The 21,828-nt window shown below is 57.7% G+C and carries 18 protein-coding genes; 9 read left to right on the top strand and 9 right to left on the bottom strand.

The features are described from left to right. Window positions 1-4 precede the first annotated feature (4 nt). Together KVQ82_RS17650 and KVQ82_RS17645 are read right to left on the bottom strand one after the other, a co-directional pair. Complete coding sequence (locus tag KVQ82_RS17650; RefSeq protein ID WP_003218556.1) at window positions 5-964, bottom strand: MoxR family ATPase; 960 nt, start codon at window positions 962-964, stop codon at window positions 5-7. Window positions 965-1,244: 280 nt separating this feature from the next. Next, window positions 1,245-1,598, bottom strand: a complete 354-nt coding sequence (locus KVQ82_RS17645; RefSeq protein ID WP_041062446.1) for a hypothetical protein — start codon at window positions 1,596-1,598, stop codon at window positions 1,245-1,247. Between the two features lie 503 nt (window positions 1,599-2,101). Here KVQ82_RS17645 and KVQ82_RS17640 point away from each other — a divergent pair. Further along, window positions 2,102-6,997 carry an NAD-glutamate dehydrogenase gene (locus KVQ82_RS17640; protein ID WP_222014880.1) on the top strand — a complete coding sequence of 1,632 codons (4,896 nt, stop codon included), beginning with the start codon at window positions 2,102-2,104 and terminating at the stop codon, window positions 6,995-6,997. Window positions 6,998-7,202: 205 nt separating this feature from the next. Here KVQ82_RS17640 and KVQ82_RS17635 read toward each other — a convergent pair whose 3' ends face one another. The 4 genes from KVQ82_RS17635 to KVQ82_RS17620 all read right to left on the bottom strand — a co-directional run bounded on the left by KVQ82_RS17635 (window position 7,203) and on the right by KVQ82_RS17620 (window position 10,600). Next, the gene (locus tag KVQ82_RS17635; RefSeq protein ID WP_222014877.1) at window positions 7,203-7,916 is read right to left on the bottom strand and encodes an ATPase; all 714 of its coding nucleotides are present in this window, start codon (window positions 7,914-7,916) and stop codon (window positions 7,203-7,205) included. Window positions 7,917-8,157: 241 nt separating this feature from the next. Continuing rightward, a complete protein-coding gene (locus KVQ82_RS17630) occupies window positions 8,158-8,559 on the bottom strand; it encodes a cupin domain-containing protein (RefSeq protein WP_041062438.1) in 402 nt (133 codons plus the stop codon). Window positions 8,560-8,749: 190 nt separating this feature from the next. Next, window positions 8,750-9,043, bottom strand: a complete 294-nt coding sequence (locus KVQ82_RS17625) for a putative quinol monooxygenase (protein ID WP_003225668.1) — start codon at window positions 9,041-9,043, stop codon at window positions 8,750-8,752. Window positions 9,044-9,166: 123 nt separating this feature from the next. Then, a complete protein-coding gene (locus KVQ82_RS17620; protein WP_222014876.1) occupies window positions 9,167-10,600 on the bottom strand; it encodes a PLP-dependent aminotransferase family protein in 1,434 nt (477 codons plus the stop codon). Between the two features lie 315 nt (window positions 10,601-10,915). On the opposite strand from KVQ82_RS17620, the gene KVQ82_RS17615 reads away from it, so the two are divergent. Next, complete coding sequence (locus tag KVQ82_RS17615; RefSeq protein WP_174376880.1) at window positions 10,916-11,356, top strand: carboxymuconolactone decarboxylase family protein; 441 nt, start codon at window positions 10,916-10,918, stop codon at window positions 11,354-11,356. A gap of 228 nt (window positions 11,357-11,584) precedes the next feature. Here the strand turns inward: KVQ82_RS17615 and KVQ82_RS17610 are convergent, their stop codons facing one another. Next, on the bottom strand, window positions 11,585-11,917 hold the full coding sequence (locus tag KVQ82_RS17610) for a hypothetical protein (RefSeq protein ID WP_222014875.1): 333 nt from the start codon (window positions 11,915-11,917) through the stop codon (window positions 11,585-11,587). A 207-nt stretch (window positions 11,918-12,124) separates the two neighbouring features. On the opposite strand from KVQ82_RS17610, the gene KVQ82_RS17605 reads away from it, so the two are divergent. The 3 genes from KVQ82_RS17605 to KVQ82_RS17595 are packed head-to-tail and all read left to right on the top strand — an operon-like array spanning window position 12,125 to window position 14,308. Continuing rightward, entirely contained in the window at window positions 12,125-12,790 is a 666-nt protein-coding gene (locus KVQ82_RS17605) for a secretin and TonB N-terminal domain-containing protein (RefSeq protein ID WP_260687685.1), read from the top strand. Continuing rightward, complete coding sequence (locus tag KVQ82_RS17600; RefSeq protein ID WP_041062424.1) at window positions 12,787-13,338, top strand: RNA polymerase sigma factor; 552 nt, start codon at window positions 12,787-12,789, stop codon at window positions 13,336-13,338. The genes KVQ82_RS17605 and KVQ82_RS17600 overlap by 4 nt, the downstream gene beginning before the upstream one ends. Before the next feature lie 31 nt (window positions 13,339-13,369). Next, window positions 13,370-14,308: a DUF4880 domain-containing protein gene (locus tag KVQ82_RS17595; RefSeq protein WP_222014873.1), complete on the top strand. Its 939-nt coding sequence runs from the start codon at window positions 13,370-13,372 to the stop codon at window positions 14,306-14,308. Window positions 14,309-14,527: 219 nt separating this feature from the next. Here the strand turns inward: KVQ82_RS17595 and KVQ82_RS17590 are convergent, their stop codons facing one another. Next, window positions 14,528-15,136 carry a prepilin-type N-terminal cleavage/methylation domain-containing protein gene (locus KVQ82_RS17590; RefSeq protein WP_222014872.1) on the bottom strand — a complete coding sequence of 203 codons (609 nt, stop codon included), beginning with the start codon at window positions 15,134-15,136 and terminating at the stop codon, window positions 14,528-14,530. After that, entirely contained in the window at window positions 15,133-15,585 is a 453-nt protein-coding gene (gene gspH / locus KVQ82_RS17585; protein ID WP_222014870.1) for a type II secretion system minor pseudopilin GspH, read from the bottom strand. The genes KVQ82_RS17590 and gspH overlap by 4 nt, the downstream gene beginning before the upstream one ends. 131 nt (window positions 15,586-15,716) lie before the next feature. On the opposite strand from gspH, the gene KVQ82_RS17580 reads away from it, so the two are divergent. The 4 genes from KVQ82_RS17580 (at window position 15,717) to KVQ82_RS17565 (ending at window position 21,787) form a co-directional block, all read left to right on the top strand. Then, a complete protein-coding gene (locus KVQ82_RS17580) occupies window positions 15,717-16,151 on the top strand; it encodes a type II secretion system protein N (protein ID WP_222014858.1) in 435 nt (144 codons plus the stop codon). A 215-nt stretch (window positions 16,152-16,366) separates the two neighbouring features. Then, window positions 16,367-18,775, top strand: a complete 2,409-nt coding sequence (locus KVQ82_RS17575; protein WP_222014857.1) for a hypothetical protein — start codon at window positions 16,367-16,369, stop codon at window positions 18,773-18,775. Between the two features lie 75 nt (window positions 18,776-18,850). Continuing rightward, window positions 18,851-19,240 (top strand): type II secretion system protein N, encoded by a 390-nt coding sequence (locus KVQ82_RS17570; protein ID WP_222019421.1) that lies wholly within the window; start codon window positions 18,851-18,853, stop codon window positions 19,238-19,240. Window positions 19,241-19,405: 165 nt separating this feature from the next. Beyond that, window positions 19,406-21,787: a DUF4062 domain-containing protein gene (locus tag KVQ82_RS17565; protein ID WP_222014855.1), complete on the top strand. Its 2,382-nt coding sequence runs from the start codon at window positions 19,406-19,408 to the stop codon at window positions 21,785-21,787. The last annotated feature ends 41 nt before the right edge of the window (window positions 21,788-21,828 follow it).

Below are 21,828 nucleotides of genomic sequence, written 5' to 3'. Positions count from 1 at the left end.
GGGGTCAAGCGACGGCTACGACGTCGAGAATCCGCTGCACCACCCGATCCTGATCGATGCCGGCGGCTTCGGCTTCAAACGACAGAATGATGCGGTGACGCAACACGTCGAACAGCACCGCCTGAATGTCTTCCGGGCTGACGAAATCGCGACCCGCCAGCCAGGCGTGAGCCCGGGCGCAGCGGTCGAGAGCAATAGAACCACGCGGGCTGGCGCCGTAGGCGATCCACTCGGCCATCTCCGGGTCGAACTTGGCCGGGGTGCGCGTGGCCATGACCAGTTGCACCAGGTATTCCTCTACGGCGTCCGCCATGTACAGACCGAGGATTTCCTTGCGCGCGGCGAAGATTGCTTGTTGGCTGACCCGGCGTTCAGGCTTGGTTTCGCCGTTGAGCGCTTCACCACGGGCCTGCTGAAGGATCCGGCGTTCGACGGCGGCGTCCGGGAAACCGATCTTGACGTGCATCAGGAAGCGGTCGAGCTGAGCCTCCGGGAGCGGATAGGTGCCTTCCTGCTCGATCGGGTTCTGCGTGGCCATCACCAGAAAAAGTGGTGACAGTTCATACGTGCTGCGCCCGACGCTGACCTGCCGTTCAGCCATGGCTTCGAGCAGCGCCGATTGCACCTTGGCCGGGGCCCGGTTGATTTCGTCCGCCAATACCAGGTTGTGGAAGATCGGCCCTTGCTGGAACACGAAACTGCCGGTTTCCGGGCGATAGATCTCGGTGCCGGTGATGTCGGCCGGCAGCAGATCGGGAGTGAACTGGATGCGATGGAACTGGGCTTCGATGCCCTCGGCGAGTTCTTTGATCGCTTTGGTCTTGGCCAGACCCGGAGCGCCCTCGACCAGCATGTGGCCGTCGGCGAGCAGGGCGATGAGCAAACGCTCGATGAGTTTTTCCTGGCCGAGAATCTGCGTTGAAAGAAAGGTTCGCAGCGCCAGCAGCGCTTCACGATGTTCCATCGGTGACTGTTCCTGGAAAGGGTGGCCGCAGGCGTTCGGATAACGCCGGGGCTGGGGGCGTTACTTTAATCCATCGAGGGGGGTGGCGACTAACGGCATTTTGCGCAAAGTGCGGGAAATGACTGGGGCAATTGTTGGAATTTTGTAGCCGGAGAAAGGTGCAGTGTTCTTTCGGACGCCTTCGCGAGCAAGCTCGCTCCCACAGTTACCGCGTTCTGTCAGGAAAACACCGTTCATTGTGGGAGCGAGCTTGCTCGCGAAGGCGCCAGTTCAGACAAGATCAAATCTGGCTGATGTAGGTGCCAGTCCCGTCCAGAATATTCTTCAGGGTTTCTTCAACTTCAGCCAGATCAACCATGTCCGGATTGAAGGTAATTTCCAGCACATCATCGCCATTCAGCGCATCGGCATCCGCCGCCGCGATCTCGATCTTCAACTGCGTTTTGCTCAGGGTGACCTTTACGCCGTCCAGCGTCGAAGGCTCGCCATCCAGGGTGATCTCCAGCTCGTCCTCGTCCGGATAGCGGCTCATCAGAAACATGTCGCCCTTGTCGCTATGGCAGCAGAGCATGGCCATGTTGTCTTCTTCGTCGTCGCACGGGTTGACGATCAGTAGGGCGGTGGTCATTTGCATGGGAATTCCTGCCTCGGCGGGCGTGTTGGTCGCAATTGGGCGCGATTCTGCCAGCCCTCGGGAATTTCTGCATGTGAGAGTGTCAGAGGATGTGTCGTGAACGCGACACAGGTCAATGGTCACTTCTGGCACAGATGTACCGTAAATACGGGCATTCAGGCCGCCGTTTTCCGCCATGAATGCTAGTGTTTACCGTTGCCAAAGCCTTGGTTTACGTGCCAATGACCGAATATGTCGCAGCACCGCAAGCAGACACATTGTCGCACCCATTAAGCTGCGCAACGGATGAGCACCCGTAAAGACATTGTCGGCAGCCTCGACAGTCGTTTTTGCAGATGCCCATTCAATGGAAGGTGAATGTGACCTGAGTGTCTCGTCCAGCTTCACCCACCTGTCCCCCTGTTTCCTCTGCCCGAGAATCAGGAACAGGGCGACACAAGCCCCGCAAGGGGTGTTGCACGCGACGCTTTCCATCAATAACAAGCTTAAGCGGAGTACCACAGATGGCGTTCTTCACCGCAGCCAGCAAAGCCGACTTCCAGCACCAACTGCAAGCGGCACTGGCGCAGCACATCAGTGAACAGGCACTGCCACAAGTGGCGCTGTTCGCTGAACAATTCTTCGGCATCATTTCCCTGGACGAGCTGACTCAACGTCGCCTCTCCGACCTCGCTGGCTGTACTCTTTCCGCGTGGCGCCTGCTTGAGCGCTTCGATCACGCGCAACCGCAAGTGCGCGTCTACAACCCTGATTACGAGCGTCATGGCTGGCAGTCGACCCACACCGCGGTCGAAGTGCTGCACCACGACCTGCCGTTCCTGGTCGACTCGGTGCGCACCGAGCTGAACCGTCGCGGCTACAGCATCCACACCCTGCAGACCACCGTGCTCAGCGTGCGTCGTGGCAGCAAGGGCGAGCTGCTGGAAATCCTGCCAAAGGGCAGCACCGGCGAAGGCGTGCTGCACGAGTCGCTGATGTACCTGGAAATCGACCGCTGCGCCAACGCGGCCGAACTGAATGTGCTGAGCAAAGAGCTGGAGCAGGTGCTCGGTGAAGTGCGCGTCGCGGTCGCTGATTTCGAGCCGATGAAGGCCAAGGTGCAGGAGATCCTCACCAAGCTCGATCACAGCGCATTCGCCGTCGATGCCGACGAAAAGAGCGAAATCAAAAGCTTCCTGGAATGGCTGGTGGGCAACCACTTCACTTTCCTCGGCTACGAAGAGTTCACCGTTGTCGATCAGGCCGATGGCGGCCATATCGAATACGACCAGAATTCCTTCCTCGGTCTGACCAAGCTGCTGCGCACCGGCCTGACCAACGAAGACCGGCACATCGAAGACTACGCGGTGAACTACCTGCGCGAACCGACCCTGCTGTCGTTCGCCAAGGCTGCACACCCGAGCCGTGTCCACCGTCCGGCCTACCCGGACTACGTGTCGATCCGCGAGATCGACGCTGACGGCAATGTCATCAAGGAACACCGCTTCATGGGCCTGTACACCTCCTCGGTGTATGGCGAGAGCGTGCGGGTCATCCCGTTCATCCGCCGCAAGGTCGAAGAAATCGAACGCCGTTCCGGCTTCCAGTCCAAGGCTCACCTGGGCAAGGAACTGGCGCAGGTGCTCGAAGTGCTGCCGCGTGACGACCTGTTCCAGACCCCGGTCGACGAACTGTTCAGCACCGTGATGTCGATCGTGCAGATCCAGGAACGCAACAAGATCCGCGTGTTCCTGCGCAAAGACCCGTACGGTCGCTTCTGCTACTGCCTGGCCTACGTGCCGCGCGACATCTATTCCACCGAAGTGCGCCAGAAGATCCAGCAGGTGCTGATGGAGCGCCTGAAGGCCACCGACTGCGAGTTCTGGACCTTCTTCTCCGAGTCCGTGCTGGCTCGCGTGCAGTTGATCCTGCGCGTCGATCCGAAGAACCGCATCGACATCGATCCGCTGCTGCTGGAAAAAGAAGTCGTGCAGGCCTGCCGCAGCTGGCAGGACGACTACGCCGCACTGACCGTCGAAAGCTTCGGCGAAGCCCACGGCACCAACGTGCTGGCGGATTTCCCGAAAGGTTTCCCGGCGGGTTACCGCGAGCGTTTCGCGGCGCATTCGGCTGTGGTCGACATGCAGCACCTGCTGAGCCTGAACGAAAAAAATCCGCTGGTGATGAGCTTCTATCAGCCGTTGGGCCAGGTGTCTGGTCAGCGCGAGCTGCATTGCAAGCTGTACCACGCCGACACCCCGCTGGCGCTGTCCGACGTGTTGCCGATTCTGGAAAACCTCGGCCTGCGCGTGCTGGGTGAGTTCCCGTACCGTCTGCGTCACACCAACGGCCGCGAGTTCTGGATTCACGACTTCGCGTTCACCGCAGCCGAAGGTCTGGAGCTGGATATCCAGCAACTCAACGACACCCTGCAGGACGCGTTTGTCCACATCGTCCGTGGCGATGCCGAGAACGATGCGTTCAACCGTCTGGTGCTGACCGCCGGTCTGCCATGGCGTGACGTGGCGCTGCTGCGTGCCTACGCCCGTTACCTGAAGCAGATTCGTCTGGGCTTCGACCTGGGTTACATCGCCAGCACCCTGAACAACCACACCGACATCGCTCGCGAGCTGACCCGGTTGTTCAAGACCCGTTTCTACCTGGCGCGCAAGCTGGGCAGTGATGATCTGGAAGACAAGCAACAGCGTCTGGAACAGGCGATTCTGACCGCACTGGACGATGTTCAGGTGCTCAACGAAGACCGCATCCTGCGTCGTTACCTGGACCTGATCAAAGCCACCCTGCGTACCAACTTCTATCAGACTGATGCCAACGGCCAGAACAAGTCGTACTTCAGCTTCAAGTTCAACCCGCACGCGATCCCTGAGCTGCCGAAGCCGGTTCCGAAGTTCGAAATCTTCGTGTACTCGCCACGCGTCGAAGGCGTACACCTGCGCTTCGGCAACGTTGCGCGCGGTGGTCTGCGCTGGTCCGACCGTGAAGAAGACTTCCGTACCGAAGTCCTCGGCCTGGTAAAAGCCCAGCAAGTGAAGAACTCGGTCATCGTGCCGGTGGGTGCGAAGGGCGGCTTCCTGCCGCGTCGTCTGCCACTGGGCGGCAGCCGTGACGAGATCGCGGCCGAAGGCATCGCCTGCTACCGCATCTTCATTTCCGGTCTGCTGGACATCACCGACAACCTGAAAGACGGCGCGCTGGTGCCGCCGGCCAACGTCGTGCGGCATGACGACGATGACCCGTACCTGGTGGTGGCCGCGGACAAGGGCACTGCGACCTTCTCCGACATCGCCAACGGCATCGCCATCGACTACGGCTTCTGGCTGGGCGACGCGTTCGCCTCCGGTGGTTCCGCCGGTTACGACCACAAGAAAATGGGCATCACCGCAAAGGGCGCGTGGGTCGGCGTACAGCGCCACTTCCGCGAGCGCGGCATCAATGTTCAGGAAGACAGCATCACTGTGGTCGGCGTCGGTGACATGGCCGGTGACGTGTTCGGTAACGGCCTGTTGATGTCCGACAAGCTGCAACTGGTCGCTGCGTTCAACCACATGCACATCTTCATCGATCCGAACCCGAACCCGGCGACCAGCTTCGTCGAGCGTCAGCGCATGTTCGACCTGCCGCGTTCGGCCTGGACCGACTATGACACCAGCATCATGTCCGAAGGTGGCGGCATCTTCTCGCGCAGCGCGAAGAGCATCGCCATCTCGCCGCAGATGAAAGAGCGCTTCGACATCAAGGCCGACAAGCTGACCCCGACCGAACTGCTGAACGCCTTGCTCAAGGCGCCGGTGGATCTGCTGTGGAACGGCGGTATCGGTACTTACGTCAAGGCCAGCAGCGAAAGCCATGCCGACGTCGGCGACAAGGCCAACGATGCACTGCGCGTGAACGGCAACGAGCTGCGCTGCAAAGTGGTGGGCGAGGGCGGTAACCTCGGCATGACCCAGCTGGGCCGTGTGGAATTCGGTCTGAATGGCGGCGGTTCCAACACCGACTTCATCGATAACGCCGGTGGCGTGGACTGCTCCGACCACGAAGTGAACATCAAGATTCTGCTGAACGAAGTGGTTCAGGCCGGCGACATGACCGACAAGCAACGCAACCAGTTGCTGGCGAGCATGACCGACGAAGTCGGTGGTCTGGTGCTGGGCAACAACTACAAGCAGACCCAGGCCCTGTCCCTGGCAGCGCGTCGTGCCTACGAGCGCATTGCCGAGTACAAGCGTCTGATGAGCGATCTGGAAGGCCGTGGCAAGCTGGACCGTGCCATCGAGTTCCTGCCGACCGAAGAGCAGATCAACGAGCGCGTTGCGGCAGGCCATGGCCTGACCCGTCCGGAGCTGTCGGTGCTGATCTCGTACAGCAAGATCGACCTCAAGGAACAGCTGCTGAACTCGCTGGTGCCGGACGACGACTACCTGACCCGCGACATGGAAACGGCGTTCCCGCCGACCCTGGTCAGCAAGTTCTCTGAAGCCATGCGTCGTCACCGTCTGAAGCGCGAGATCGTCAGCACCCAGATTGCCAACGATCTGGTCAACCACATGGGCATCACCTTCGTGCAGCGACTCAAAGAGTCGACCGGCATGAGCCCGGCGAACGTGGCCGGCGCCTACGTGATCGTGCGCGACATCTTCCATCTCCCGCACTGGTTCCGTCAGATTGAAGCGCTGGACTACCAAGTAAGCGCTGACGTGCAACTGGAGCTGATGGACGAGCTGATGCGTCTGGGCCGCCGTGCTACGCGCTGGTTCCTGCGTGCCCGTCGCAACGAGCAGAACGCTGCCCGTGATGTCGCGCACTTCGGTCCGCACCTGAAGGAGCTGGGCCTGAAGCTCGACGAACTGCTGAGCGGCGAAATCCGTGAAAACTGGCAGGCGCGTTATCAGGCTTACGTCGCGGCCGGTGTGCCGGAGTTGCTGGCGCGCATGGTGGCGGGTACCTCGCACCTGTACACCCTGCTGCCGATCATCGAAGCGTCCGACGTCACTGGCCAGGATCCGGCCGAAGTGGCCAAGGCCTACTTCGCCGTGGGCAGTGCGCTGGACATCACCTGGTACCTGCAACAGATCAGCGCGCTGCCGGTTGAAAACAACTGGCAGGCCCTGGCCCGTGAAGCGTTCCGTGACGATGTGGACTGGCAGCAACGTGCGATCACCATCTCCGTCCTGCAACAGGGCGACGGCACCCAGGACGTGGAAGCACGTCTGGCGCTGTGGATGGCACAGCACGAAAGCATGATCGAGCGCTGGCGCGCCATGCTGGTGGAAATCCGTGCTGCGAGCGGCACTGACTACGCCATGTATGCCGTGGCCAACCGTGAGCTGCTGGACCTCGCGTTGAGCGGGCAAGCGGTGGTGCCTGCGGCTGCTGCGAATGCCGAGCTTGAACCGGCCTGAGTAGTGGTTGAATGAGAAAGCCCCGGTGTCGTGGATGCCGGGGCTTTTTTATGCATCGTTGATGCGCTCCCTGTAGGAGCTGCCGAAGGCTGCGATCTTTTGATTTTAAAAGTCAAAAGATCGCAGCCTTCGGCAGCTCCTACAGGGTTTGAGTGTCACCACAAATCCTGTGGGAGCTGGCTTGCCAGCGATGAGGGCCTTACTTTCAATACAAGTCAGGTGCTTGTTTGTTATCCAGCATCGACACTTTATCTGTCGGTCTGGTCAATAAATTATTCAGCGACTGATCAAACTTCTGCAGCGCCCGAACTTGCACATCCTGCTGTTGATTAATATCCGCGACGATCTCTTCCGAACGTTTGAAGTCGGCCCACACCGGCGTCAGTTCCTTCGCTTCAGAACCTTTCGCCGTACCGATGTAGTTCAACTTCGCATCATAAAAATCCGCACTCACATCGGCCTTGATGTCGGAGCTGCGCGAGGTGATCAACTGGCTGTGGGTGTCGATGATCGCCACCACGTCGGGATGCGCTGCACGCAAACTCTGCATGTCCGGGTACACCGTTACTGAACCGAACTGCCGTTGCAGCGAGGCCTTAACCCAATCCACCGCCATGTCCGGTTTCGAGGTGTTGACGTAGGCGTCATGGATCGGCTGCACCAGCAGGCTCTGGCCGAAACCGGTGCCGGCGTTGGCTTGATAGTTACGCAGGTATTCGCGGTTGGTCAGGGTGCTGGGGCTGTAGACCACGCCCAGTGACACGCCGGGGCCGCTTTGCACCTGGGCGGCGCTGCTGCGGCCAACCGGTTGGGTGAACAGCGTATCGAGGGACGAAACCGCTTTCGGCGCGGTGGGTACTGAGCAGGCGGACAAAGCTAAAACCGATATCGCCAAGGTACTGGCAAACGCAAGTTTCATGGTGAGTCTCCCGTGAAGCAACTTCAGTCGGAACGTCATAGTTGTCGCGGCTGTTTGTCAAAGGCGCACGACAGTTGACTCAGACTAAACCCGCCAACCTGTAAATAAGCTGACAATTTTCCGTGTTGTGGCAATGCATTAGTTTTATTGGCTTTAAGGCAAATCGGTTAATTGCCTCGGGAAATAAAAAGGCGCAAAACAGTGTTTTGCGCCTTTTTATTTATGGCTGTGCCAACAACCATCAGTTTTTCAAAGGGATCAGCACTTGTTCGTCCGGCGCCAACACCATGAACACCAGCAACTTCGCCGGTTTGCTGTTGCTGGCGTTTTTCGATACCAGGTGTTCGGAGCCGGCCGGTTCGTACCAGAACTGCCCTTTCTTGTAGGTGATCGGCTGTTCGCCCTTGACCTGGGAAATCACTTCGCCTTCTAGCACATAGGCCATGGCGGTACCGTCGTGTTTGTGGGCAATCGAGGATTGGCCGGGTTTGTAGTCGACTTCGATCATCATGGCTTTCTTGCCGGGGGCGTTTTTCAGCATCTGGTCTTGCAGGACGGTGACTTTTTCGGATGGGTCGTGGGCCAAGGCGGCAGCGGACATGGACAGGGCGAGAATGGCGGTGAAGAGGTGCAGGGCTTTCATGGCGGATCACCTGTGGGAGGAGGGGGTGGTGACCACAGTAGTCTGCGCGGTGGGGCATGCAAACGGCCAATATTCGGGAAGATCGGGTGACCAATCGGCTGCCGCCAAAAAGCAAAAGATCGCAGCCTTCGGCAGCTCCTACAGGGATAGTGTAGGAGCTGCCGAAGGCTGCGATCTTTTGATCTTGCTTCTAAACGATCGGAAAACTATTGAAATCCACACTATTGGCCAGACGGCTATCGATCAGGTCAATAAACCCCTGCGCCTCGGGCCGGTTGAAGTGCGCCTGCATCGCCGCTTCCGACTGCCAGCGTGCGCTCACTGTCCAGCGTTGGCTGTCCTCGGGGCAGCGGTCGACCATATAGGCGTCGCAACCCGGTGTCTGGCGCAGGGTGTCGACGATCTTCTGCAACTGCCGGCCGAGCTCTTCCGAACGGCCGGCGGCGGCGCGCACCTGGACGGTGTTGATCACTTCGTTGGACATTGCTCACTCTCCTGAATCAGGCCGGACGAATCCTGCTCATTGAGGGATAACGCCCATGCAGAATAGGCCCGCACCCGTTGATCACCAATAACCAATCGGCGGTTAATCGCGCAGACCAATCATTCACGCCACTTGTTGCAGAATGTCGCGCAGGCGATCCAGAGCGGTGTCGATGTCGAGGGTTTCGATGGCGCCGAAGCCGAAATACAGGCCGCTCCTCACCGGCTGTTGATAATAGAAAATGTCGATGGGATACAACCCGACCTCGACCTTTCTCGCCAACTCGATTACCAGCGCCAGGTCGACCGGCACCTTGCACAGCACTGCCATGTGGAACCCGGCACTGGGCGCTATCGCCTCCAGCCACGGCGACAGATCCGTGGCCATGCGCGCCAGAATCCGCTCGCGGCGCTGGGCGTAAATCGCGTGACAGCGGCGGATATGCTTGAGCAGGCAACCTTCGGCAATGAACTTGGCCAGCGCCCATTGCGGCAAGGTTGAAGCGTGCTGGTCAGTGAGCTTTTTCGCGCGGATCACCGCTTCGAGGATCGCCGGCGGCAGAATCGCGTAACCCAGGCGCAGCTCCGGCAGCAGGGTCTTGGAGAAGGTGCCGACGTAGGCAACGATCCCGCGCTGGTCGAGGCTGAACAGAGAGTCCGTAGGCCGGCCTTCATAGCGGAACTCGCTGTCATAGTCGTCCTCGATGATGATCGCGCCCAGTTCATACGCCCGGGCGAGTAACGCCTCGCGGCGTGCCTGGCTCATCGGCATGCCCAGCGGAAACTGGTGCGACGGCGTGACATAAATCATCCGCGTGCCCTCGGGAATCTGCTCGACCACAATGCCTTCCGCATCCACTGGGATCCCGACCACTTCCGCGCCGTGGCTACCGAACAGCAGTCGGGCCGGCGGATAACCCGGGTCTTCCATCGCCACTTGGCTGCCGGGGCTGATCAGCACGCGGGTGATCAGATCCAGCGCCTGCTGCGCGCCGTTGCACACCACGATGTCCTCGTCCCGACCGTTGATCCCGCGCGAAAACGCGATGTGCCGGGCAATCGCATTGCGCAGTGCCGGCAAGCCTTCGGGAACGCTGTAGAAACCTTTGGAGCCGGCCATCTGGCGCATCGCATGCGAGACGCAACGGCGCCAGTCGTCATGCGGGAACTGGCCCTTGCTGGTGGCGCCGCCGATAAAATCGTAACGCAGCGAGCCTTCCAGCGTCGGGTGCTGCAGGAACATCGGCAGGTTGCGCCAGCGCTCGATCTGTTCGGCGCTGGCCAGTTCGGTGTGGCTTTGCTTGCGCTGAACCTGCGCCGGACGGGCGTTGACGTAGGTGCCTTTGCCGATGACGCCGGTGAGGAAGTTTTCGTAGGTCAGTTGCGCGTAGGTGTCGGAAATGGTTTTGCGCGAAATCCCCAGTTGCTCGGCCAGCAAGCGGCTGGGCGGCAACTGCGTGCCGGCGGCCAGACGCCCGGACTCGATGGCGCCGCGCAGCTGGTTGTACAGCTGGCCGGCCAGGTCCTTGCGGCCATTGATCACGACGTGAAGTTCCATACCGACGCGGCTCCGGGGGGCGATTGGGGTGTCGGCCAGATTACCGCTGTTGCGTGATGGGCAGTAGTTGCGCAACACAAAAACCCGAAATTGGTCACCATCGCTGTAGGAGCTGCCGCAGGCTGCGATCTTTTGACTTTGATTTTTTATAAGCAAAAGCAAGATCAAAAGATCGCAGCCTACGGCAGCTCCTACAGGGGAAATGTGTGGGACCGGGATTTCAGTGGTGTGGCGGTTTTTCGTGGAATTGGGGCTGTAACGCTGGCGCATCAGCGCCTACCGTAAAACCACTATCCCGCATTCCGAGACCTGCCTATGTCCCCGCGTCTGGACTACTACAACGCATCGCCCAAGGCGATGAAAGCCATGCTCGCCATGGAAGCGCTGACCCGCGACCTGAGCATCGAGGCGCCACTGTTGCAACTGATCCGGATCCGCGCCTCGCAGCTCAACGGCTGCGCGTTCTGTACCGACATGCATTCAGTGGATGCGCGACGCGCCGGGGAGAGTGAACGGCGTTTGTATGCGATTGCGGTGTGGCGCGACAGCGGCTTTTTCAATCCGCGCGAGCGCGCCGCGCTGGCCTGGGCCGAGGCGGTGACGTTGTTGGCTGAAAGTCATGTGCCGGATGATGTTTACCAGTTGGCCAAAGCGCAATTCAGTGAAGCCGAACTGGTGGATCTGACCATGGCCGTCACCACCATCAACAGCTGGAATCGCCTGGCGGTAAGCTTCCGCCAGACCCCAAGCGACTGACGTGCATACCCTGTGATTGAGGTGTTCCTTGGGGTGAGGGGATTCATCCCCGATGGCCTGCGCAGCAGGCCCAACACTATCCGCCGCGGGTCCTTCAGATAAACCGAGTCAGCGGGATTGACGACTGCTGCGCAGCCGATCGGGGATAAATCCCCTCGCCACAGGTGTGTTTCCCCTTCCTCTAGGTGTGTGAGTTTCTTAGCCTCAGGTGTTTGATTCATTTATTGGTTAATGGGATGTTCCGTTATTGGCGGGTGGGCGCTGCGGTTTGACTGAAGTCCCGAAGGTATTGCCCATCCGCGTACTGGTCGCCGCTGGCGTTGCGAGCCCAACCTGATTCGGCGGCCGCTTGTTCACCGGCACATTCAGCGCTTCCTGATTCTTCTGCGCGGCCGCAGCGCCCTCGGGATTGTTGCCCATCTGCTGACTCAGACAGTCGTAATTCGGCGCCTTGTAGCCACCCACCGTCACCTCCACACAGCCCAACGGTTGTTCGGCGTGGGCACTGGCGAAGGCGCTCAGCAGCAGCCCGCCAAGGACGAATTTCCACAGTGATTTCATGCAAGCCTCCTGGCCGGCCCGAAGCGGCCGTTGTCTGCTTGCAGTCTAGTGCAAGCCTTGGGCAAATCCCGTGATGGTTTTTTTGCACTGCCCGTCACACCAGATTCATAAACAGCCATCAGGATGACGGTTTTCAGGGGTACGTCAGCCGTGCAGCGAGGCAGTTCCAGGGACGGTCTTCAGCGTTCAGCGACTCTCGTGCGCCGGGTGAGTCTGGGGCTGCTGCTTGGCTGGTTCAGCGGTGCGGCGACCGCCGAACCGCTGCCGGCGGATTTGCGCATGACCCTGCACATTCCGGCGCAGGACCTGGCCCGGGCGCTGGATCAGTACAGCCACGCCACGGGTGTTGCGGTGCTGGTCGACAGCCAGTTGAGTCGCGGTCGGCGCTCATTGGCGGTCGATGGCGAATACACCGCTGCAGACGCCTTGCGCCGTTTGCTCGGCGGCAGCGGCCTGATGGCGCGTTACGCCCGCGCCGATGCGTTCACCTTGCAGGTGGCGCAGGTCGAGGACGTGCCATCGGCGCTGGACAAAACCACCTCGGCCAGTGTCGCTGTCAGTCGCAGCTACGCCACCGCGGTGCAAGCGGCGATCGAGCGCAACCTGTGCCGTTCGCCGCTGACCCGTCCGGGCAGTTATCGCGCGGTGTTGCAGGTCTGGGTCGGGCGCGACGGTGTGGTGCAGCACAACCGGTTGGTCACCACCACCGGTGATGAACGGCGCGATACCGCGCTGGTGGAGAGCTTTCGCACGCTCAGGATCGACCGGCCGACACCCAGCGCGTTGCGTCAGCCGGTCACGTTGCTGTTGTTACCGGAGTCGTCAGGGAAACGCATGGAATGCACCAAATGGGAAGGAGTTTCCGGGGGATGAAAGACACCGGACAAGGTTCGATGGTCCAGCTGTTCCTGACGTCCTACGAGGACTTTCGGGTGCGTTTGCGACGCCGTCTCGGCTCGGAAGACCTGGCCAACGACGTGCTGCACGAAACCTACCTGCGGGTCGACCGCATGGAAACGCCGCCGAACCTGCTGCGGCCCAATGCCTACCTCTATCGCATGGCCCTGAACATCGCCGCCGACCGCCGTCAGGCCGACGCGCGCCTGCTCACCGGCGAGGAAGTCGAAGAGCTGTTGCAAGTCGGCGACGAGGCGCTGGACCCGGCGCGGGTGGTGGGCGGGCAAAAGGAAATTCAGTCGCTGCTCAGTGCTCTCTACGAGCTGCCCGCGCGGCGTCGCAGAATCTTCATCGCCGCGCGACTGGAGGAGGCACCGCACCTGGAAATCTCCCAGCGTTTTGGCATCTCCACGCGCATGGTCGAAAAGGAAATCAAAGCTGCATTGGGCTTCTGCGCCGCGAAACTGGAAAGAAAAGTGTTTCAGCGGTTCGGTCGCGGGGCCGGAAAACCGTCTTCTGAATAGTGCCCGATCATTTCGCTGAGAATCTGCGCGTTTGAACATCTTTCGACTGACACCTGCCAAGCCATCGGCGGCCGACAATCTGCACAACGAAGCCCACGACTGGTTGGTCCTGCTGACCTCCGGCCGCGCCACCGTGGCCGACGCCCGCGCCTTGCGCGACTGGTGCGCGCAGAGCGCCGAACATGCTCAAGCTTTCGAGCAGGCCAAGGTGTTGTGGCACAACCTGCAGCCTGCCGCTGAAAGGCTGCAGTCGCCACGGCGCTTTGGTCGACGGGCGTTTCTCGGTGGCGCCATTGCTGCGTCGGCGGCGTTTTTGCTGGTGCGCGGCACGATTCCCGGTGGTTTCGAAGGGCTCGGCGCCGATTACATCACCGAGGTCGGCCAGCAGAAGCGCTTCGAACCCGCCGACGGCGTGCGCCTGGAACTCAACACCCAGACCCGCATTAACCAGCGCGCTGGCGATGATGGTGTGCAGGGGTTCGAACTGGTCAGCGGCGAGGTTGAAGTGCAGACCGCGCGGCTGCCATTGGCGATGCAGGCTGGAGGAGGGTGGTTGCGCGCCAGTCAGGCACGGTTCAACTTGCGCAACACCGATCAGCAGGTGTGCGTGACGTGCCTCGATGGTTCGGTGGACGTCAATGTCGATGGCCGCAGTCTGCGCCTGCAGCCCGGTGAACAACTGACCTACGACGCGCAGCAAGTGGGCGCAGTGCAAAGCGTCGACACCGCCGCAGTGATGAACTGGCGCCAACAAGTGCTGGTATTCAACGGCGCAACCCTCAGCCAGATGATCGACGAGATCAACCGCTACCGCCCCGGCATGCTGCTGTTGCTCAACCGCGAACTCGGCCAACGCCGCGTCCAGGCCCGCTTCAGCCTCGACCAACTCGCCGGCGTTGCGCTGCTGATTCGCGATGCCTACGGCGTCAAATGCACCGAACTGCCCGGCGGCGTCGTCGTCCTCAGCTAACCCAATTCAGCCAACCCCACTACCCCCTGTGGGAGCTGGCTTGCCAGTGATGACGCCCTAACAGCCAACCACCCCCCAACTGACTGCCCCCATTCCAATGTAGGAGCTGCCGAAGGCTGCGATCTTTTGATCTTCAAAATCAAAGTCAAAAGATCGCAGCCTCCGGCAGCTCCTACAGAAATCTCCGATGCGCAGGGATATCGACATAACCTGCATGCATCACTCAAACGGCCCCATCACCTGCCGATACCGCTCCACCCCCTGCGCCGTCTCCCGCGTCAACCGCACCTCCAACCCCAACGGGTTCTCCCGCCGATTGCCACTCAACTGCCGCCAACCCTTATCCACCTCCCAAACCCGCACCTGCACATCACTCACACCTTCCAACACCGCCACCCCAGCCCCCGGCGCCGGCAACGGATACCGACTGCGCGCCTCAGCCCCCGCCCGATACAACGTATCCCCCTTGACCCACCAACGCACCCGCTGCAAAGCCCCAGCCTGATCCGCCGCACGGCGAATAATATCCAGCCGAAACCCTTTGCTGTCACTGCTGCGCACCGTCAGCGCAGGCGGCGCACTCGGCGGCTCATCATCCACGCCAACCTTCTTCGGCTCACTCAGCTCCACACCCGCACGCATCTCCACATCACGCTGCAACTGATTCAACGCCCGCAACAAACTGTCACTCTGCTCACTGCTCGCCTGCAAATGACTGTCCGCCCGCGTCACACTGTCCAGCCCGCGCCACGCAATCAGACTGACCACCGCCATCAGCAGAATCGCGACCATCACCTCGATCAGGGTAAAGCCCCGTTGATCGTTCATTGCACACTGATCCTGCCACTGGCATCACGCAGCACACTCAGCCGATTGAGCCCATCTGACAGGGTCAATTGCAGCGGCGGATTGATCCACTCGGCATTGAGCACCACCTTCTGCTTCGGCTCCACCCGCACCTCCAGCTTCGGGCTCTGCCAGTTGCGCGGCCGCAACTGCGGGTCATCCTTGAAATGCTCAAACTCCTGACCACTGTCATTGCGCCGACTGAAGCGAAAGCCCTTGCCATCGCTCAGCCACACAATCGGCCGACCATCCACCCGCGCCTCCGCCTGCGCCACCTGCAGCAGCTGCGCCACACGCTCGGCGTCCTTGCGCAGCAACTGCAGCGGATCCGGCTTGATACTCAGGCTGATCGCCGCACTGGCGATCCCGATGATCACCAGCACCACCATCAGTTCGATCAGCGTAAAGCCCTGTTGCCTGCCCACCTTCATTGGTTGCGCGCTCCGTTGCGTCCAGCCCCGTCCAAAAAAACATCCTGCACGGACAACATGTAAGCCGTGTGAAATAAAACCGTGAGAATTGCCGCGTAGCCTGTCAGCAGGGACAAAAGGAGATTCAGCCCATGATGCTCACCGCACGCATTTCCCCCCCGCAAACCGTCCAGGCCCTCGCACTGCTCGCCGCCTTGGTCGGCGTTGCGACCTGGTCGTCGCTGCTCCTGACCTCCGCCGAATCCCACACCCCACCAGCCCCCCCACAAATGCTCGCGGCACGCAGTGATAGCCCGGCGTTGCAGTGGTTTTCCAACCAGACGGCGCCGATGGACATCAAGGTGAGCGGGGTGATGGCGGGGGGGCGCGGGGCGGTGGCGATTTTGAGTTTGAACGATGGGCCGCCGCGGAGTTTTTTGCAGGGAGAGCGGGTGGGGCCTGGGGTGAAGTTGGTGACGGTGGAGGGGGATGGGGTGGTGATTGAGCAGAGTGGCGAGAGGGTGAGGTTGGGGGTGGAAAGGTTGGCGGAGGGGCCGCCGTTGTCGCCGCTCATCCGGCCTGAGTAGAGCCTGTTCTTCCGCTTCCAGGAAATGACCATTCGTCATAAAGCCCCACTCACCTGTCAGATGTGACAGGTGACAGCCGCTCTGCATCAAGCCTTCAATCATCCCGTATCTGCATGGCTGAACAGAAGTGTTCGCCATGCATAACTAATGATTGCCTGACAGTGAACCGGGTTATTCCAGGGCCTGTTCGAAGCTTGAGATCAAGGCGGAGCATCATGAAAATCGAATGGACGCGGGTTAAGGCGTGGCTACTGGCATTGCTACTGTTCAATAGCCTGGGGGAAGCCGCAACCGGCCCGGAAATCGCACAGTTGCTCAACAAGCGCTATCAAAACGTGCAAACAGAGTGTGCAGGGGGTAATCCGGCGTATTTTTGCAGCGGCGTCATGTTGCATGGCAGCGCTCCGATGATCGAATTCTGGAAACACGATGATGTAGCCGCGCAATTGGGGGCGGAAAGTTTTGTCTATCTGCGCGCCGATTTGGGTACCCAGACATTGTCGTCAGCCAATGGCGTGGTGTTCAGTGATTCGTTCACGGCTATTGGCAAGGACCAGCCACTGGATGTCCTGTGCGCCTATCCTTTCGCGTTTGTCCCTGTTGAGAGCCATGCGGGTTTCGGTTGCGGCCTGTCAAGTGCAAGTCGACAGGCCGCCGACGCGAGCTCTTGCGCAAGCGAGGGCGTAAGTGATTCAGCGAGTTGGTTGGCGCACTTCGAGCAACAAGGCCGACAACCGACAAAGCAATGCTCGTTGAACAGCCTCAATCCCACGTTATTCAAGGCCAGCCTGCTGGCGCATCAAGGCATCGACAGCGATTGGTCGGCCCGACCTACCCAGTTGCAGATACGAAACTGGGACGAAACCGCACCCAAGAAAATCCCGATCCAGGCGCTTTTTTACGATACGAATCAATCAGGTTCGTTGTTCGGGGCACAGAGAGATCAGTATGACTACTTTGCAACTACCGGGGATTGGCTGCCAATTCTGCGAATGGATTTGACTCAGCCAGACCGTGCGGTATTTGGATTCAATCAGCAGGATCAGTTGTACATCGGTTATCAAGTGGCCGATAAGCTGAATGCAAGGTATGCCGACACAGCGCCTGCCTGTCGCGGCAACTCGCCAGCCTACGAGTGCAATGGCGTGTTGATCAGAGTGACAAGTGCTTCACCGGACTACCATGCTTGGAACCCAAGCCCGGGATCAGTACAGCGAAACGGCGTGTCATTTTCCTATATTCGAGGAGATGTCGGCACCGAGGGCTTTTTGTATGCGAAAAGCCAAGGTTTGATTCTCAAGGAAATGGCGGCACCCGCAGGTTTTCCCCTTACCGTGCGCTGCGCCTATCCGTTAGATGCTGCAACCGAACACCGAAGCGACAGTTGCAACGAGTACGGGGAGTTATCCATTAGCAAGCCCTGTGTGGAGCAAGGTGTTATCGATATCGCAACATGGCGCGTTTATTACGATGAGTTGCAGGGGCTTTATAGGCACCATTGTAGTTTCGGTGCAAATCAATCCGAATTTGCGATGAGTGTTGATGTTAGATCTCACCTTCCTGATCCGAATATGCGCAGGCTTCATAACGAGGTCATCATCGCCGCGTGGCCCCAGAACATTGCGACGCAGCTCCCCATTCAAGCCTTTTTCCATACAAGTGAAACAGCGTTAACGAGCGCGCGCTTTTTTCAGCGCGATTACTTTCAGGAGACGGGGCAGTTCATGCCTATTGTCCGGGTGGACTTGAGTGGCTCTGATGGCCGCACCTTTGTTTATGAGCCTCAGGACCAAAACGCTCAAGTTCCCATACTGCAAGTGCCACACGCGTCAGATGTCGGGGCAAGTGTGACCCTGGCCGCTGTTGATGCCAAATCAGGTTTACGGGTCAGCGTTGCCTACCCTGGTATGAATAAGGACCAAAGCATTCAGTTGATAATGTCCGGCACGCCGGGAGCCGGCTCCCCGACAATTCCACCCATGCAGGGTGCGGAGAGTGGGAGTGCGGAGTTTTCGATTGATTCTGAGGCCATTGCTGCCAACGTCGGCAACGCCGCTAAAAGCTTCATGCTCAAGTACGAAGTCACGGAAGGCGACAGTAAAACCTCGTCGGGCACGCTGACTGTAAACGTCCTGCCGTTACCTGCTGCGGAGCTGGATAAACTCGGCATCGTGCAGGCTGAGGGCGATGAGCTGGATCTGAGCAAAGTTACGGAGGGCGGTACTCTCCGAGCGGGAGTCTGGGCATTCATGCAGGCTGGTCAGCCTGTTTGGCTGGAATTCAAAGGCAAGACTGCTACGGGTGCAGAGCACAATCGTCAGGTGTGGAACGTCCCGGGCGCGTCGGTGAATCAGAATTGGATAAATGCCGGGCAATACCTTCAGACAGTGCCATACAGCTATTTTCAAGAGCTGGGAAACGATAGCGTGCTGGAGCTGCATTACAAGGTGGCTTTGACTATGAGCAAAGTCAAAGCGGACGCTATTGACGGGCCAGTGAAACGGTACAGGATCAAAGCGGTGGATGTTGCGAAGCCTTCTGTTAACCGGGCGCGCGCTCCGTTGCGGCCAGCCCCTTCCCAAAAAAACATCCTGCACGGCCAACATGTAAGACGTGTGAAATGAAACCGTGAGAATTGCCGCGTAGCCTGTCAGCAGGGACTGAAAGGAGATTCAGCCCATGCTGCTCACCACTCGCATATCCCCCCGCAAACCGTCCAGGCCCTCGCACTGCTCGCCGCCCTGGTCGGCGTCGCGACCTGGTCGTCGCTACTCCTGACCTCCGCCGAATCCCACACCCCTCCGGCGCCACCGCAAATGCTCGCGGCGCGCAGTGATAGCCCGGCGTTGCAGTGGTTTTCTAATCAAGCGGCGCCGGTGGACATCAAGGTGAGCGGGGTGATGGCGGTGAGTCGGGGAGCGGTGGCGATTTTGAGTTTGAACGACGGGCCTCCGAGGAGTTTTTTGCAGGGGGAGAGGGTGGGGCCTGGGGTGAAGTTGGTGGCGGTGGAGGGGGATGGGGTGGTGATTGAGCAGGGTGGGGAGAGGGTGCGGTTGGGGGTGGTTTTGCCGAGGTTGGTGAGACCGTGATTGTTGACCACTAAAGTCAGATGACATGGGGATTGTGATCTGTCGAATAAATCAGAATACTGGAAGCCTTAATTCAGATGGATATGAGGTCGTACGGTGGCTGGAAATAGGAAGGTCATAAGTTTTTTCTTAGCTTCTCCGGGCGATCTATTCCTAGAGCGAAAAGTGGCTAAGCAGGTTGCTGACGAACTAAACTCTATGCTTTCACTGAAGTTAAATGTGCATATCGAATTAGTGGGGTGGGAGGATACAGTCTCAAGTGCGGGTAGACCGCAAGAAATTATCAATCGTGATTTAGAGCGTTGCGACGTATTTATTGGGATTCTGTGGAAACGCTGGGGGTCGGCCCCTGACAACGAAAGTAAATATGAGTCAGGATTCGAAGAGGAGTTTGCAATCGCGACGACAGGTCACAGGAATTGCAAGAAGCCTCTAATAAGTTTGTTTTTCAAGAAAATTGATGCGCTTGCCTTGAGCGATCCCGGTCAGCAGCTTCAAAAGGTTGTAAGTTTTAGGAAGAAAATCATTGAGGAGAAAACACTACTATTTCAAGAGTTTGAAAATGAAAAGGATTTTGAAGGTGTAATTAGAAAATGTATTTCTAATTACGTGTTGGAGCATATAGATTTAATCGATTCGCAACCGCAAGCCACTCACGCTCCAGATATCGAGCTCGAATCCAGTAAAAGCGATAAAAATAGAGAAACATTCGACTTTAGTCCTATTCAGGGGGAGAGTGCGAATTTTATTCAGTCCATTCTGCGCCGCAGCGGCGACGCTTCCAAAAGAGCGAAATTAGAGCCGTTCGAAGTCGCTAGGTTGAGGCTCATAGCTAATGGATTGGGTGATGGGCAAAATGACAATTCTTATCTAGGTACACACGATGCCAATCTAATTTATCAAAACAAAAATAGTTGTGAGTTGGATGAGCAAGAAATACTAGGTTTACTCCATTCAGGTGCAAAGAATCTTAAATATGAAAACATTCCTATATGGTACTGGCTGCAGCATCCATTAAATAAGCACTACAGTCTAAGTTTTCTAACTTTAACAATACCGGAGGGAGGGCATTCCATTGTCAGCTCCATCCTGGATTTGATGACTGTCACAGGGACGAAATTGACGTCGCATGATTTTGTCACTAGAAGAGAGTTTGTCGATACGTGGCTTTCAGAGAGGTTTTCGTCTTCGGTCAAGAACTCCGCTCTTCGTTATTTGGGTGAAAATGGGGTGGAGGATGATCTTGATGAAATACACAAAGAAATTATAAAAAATGATTCGCAGACCATCGCCTTGGCGCAAGAAGCCTACGTGTCTATTAAGTTTCGTGTGGGTTTGAACTCCGGCTTAGAAGCTGTTAATTATCTTCAGCCAGCAGTGCTGGGGGAGGAATTAATAAATTCAATATTTGAAAATCACAGTCATATCGGAACCGAAGTTTTAATTAAAACACTGGAAAACAGGAATAAAATGGTTCGCGCTAAGGCTGTAGAGATATTGATTGTTAGAGATTTGTTCTCCACTAATTTTATTGAAACTATACAACAGGATTCAGAGCCCAGTATTAGGGCTTTGGCCATCCCTGCCTTGTTAAAACAGGGGGCAATCCTTAGCGATGATGAAGCTAAAGCCATTGTGATGAAGGATCCGTCAAACCCAACGTCCGAGGAAAATCTTGCGTGGTCGAAATTCCAGTCGCGCGTTTTAGCTTTAATGGACAGCGCTGAGTTAGAGAGGAGAATGCATAGGCTTCTACCAATAAACTCTGATGCTTACATCGAGTTGGCGAGGAGAAGAATTGATATTTATCGCCCGGAGCTCACTAAAAACTTGCTAGATAAATATGAGGCTTTTTATCAAAAGCACATGCGCTTATGGGCTGAAGCAAGAAATGATGACCCAAATTCGACGTTGAAGAATTTTGATAGTTTGAAGCAATATATAATAAGCAGATTTATTAGAGAGGCGTTGACATTGCTGGTGGAAAAAAAGTCAAAAAAAGACTTGGCCGTTATCAGGTCGTCACTAGCTGATACCTCGGTGCTTCCCATCGAGCCCGACTTGGAATACTTTTATTCATTTGGAGAGTGGCAGGACGTTTTCTTGGTTATCGATTTGTTTAAGAGATTTGGTGGCGCTTCTTCTGGTAGATCACTACTTGGTGGTGGCGAGGTCTCTAAGGAGGTTCAGGGCTTAGCAGTCAGAACGGTCTTGAAACTTGGAAGAAACAGGCTTGCCGATGTTTTGGCTTTGGATTGTCCTAGCGTTATAAAGCGAAACATTATTACTTCTATTAAGGAAAAAGAGTTTGCAAGTCTTGGTGATGATGTGATTTTGGCGATGCTTAATAATGATGATCCTCAAGTTCGTAAGTATTGCGCGCTTAAATGTGCAAAGACCTATTCAAGAGCCCGGCTAGTTTCTATGTTTGATAGGTGTAATCATGCTGATCAAATATTCTATAATGTGATTCACTGGCTTGATTTTGGACTCTTTAGTTCAAAAGAGCAGATTAATAATGTCTTCAAGAAAATATGCATTCACTGATTAAATGGAGGGGTCGGTTATAAGGTTGCTGGTGTGGCGTT

Origin of the sequence: Pseudomonas sp. AO-1, from assembly GCF_019775695.1 — a bacterium.
In the GTDB taxonomy this organism is placed as follows: domain Bacteria; phylum Pseudomonadota; class Gammaproteobacteria; order Pseudomonadales; family Pseudomonadaceae; genus Aquipseudomonas; species Aquipseudomonas parakoreensis.
The sequence above is the reverse complement of the archived record's forward strand: the minus strand, read 5'-3'. Positions and strand labels throughout refer to the sequence as shown.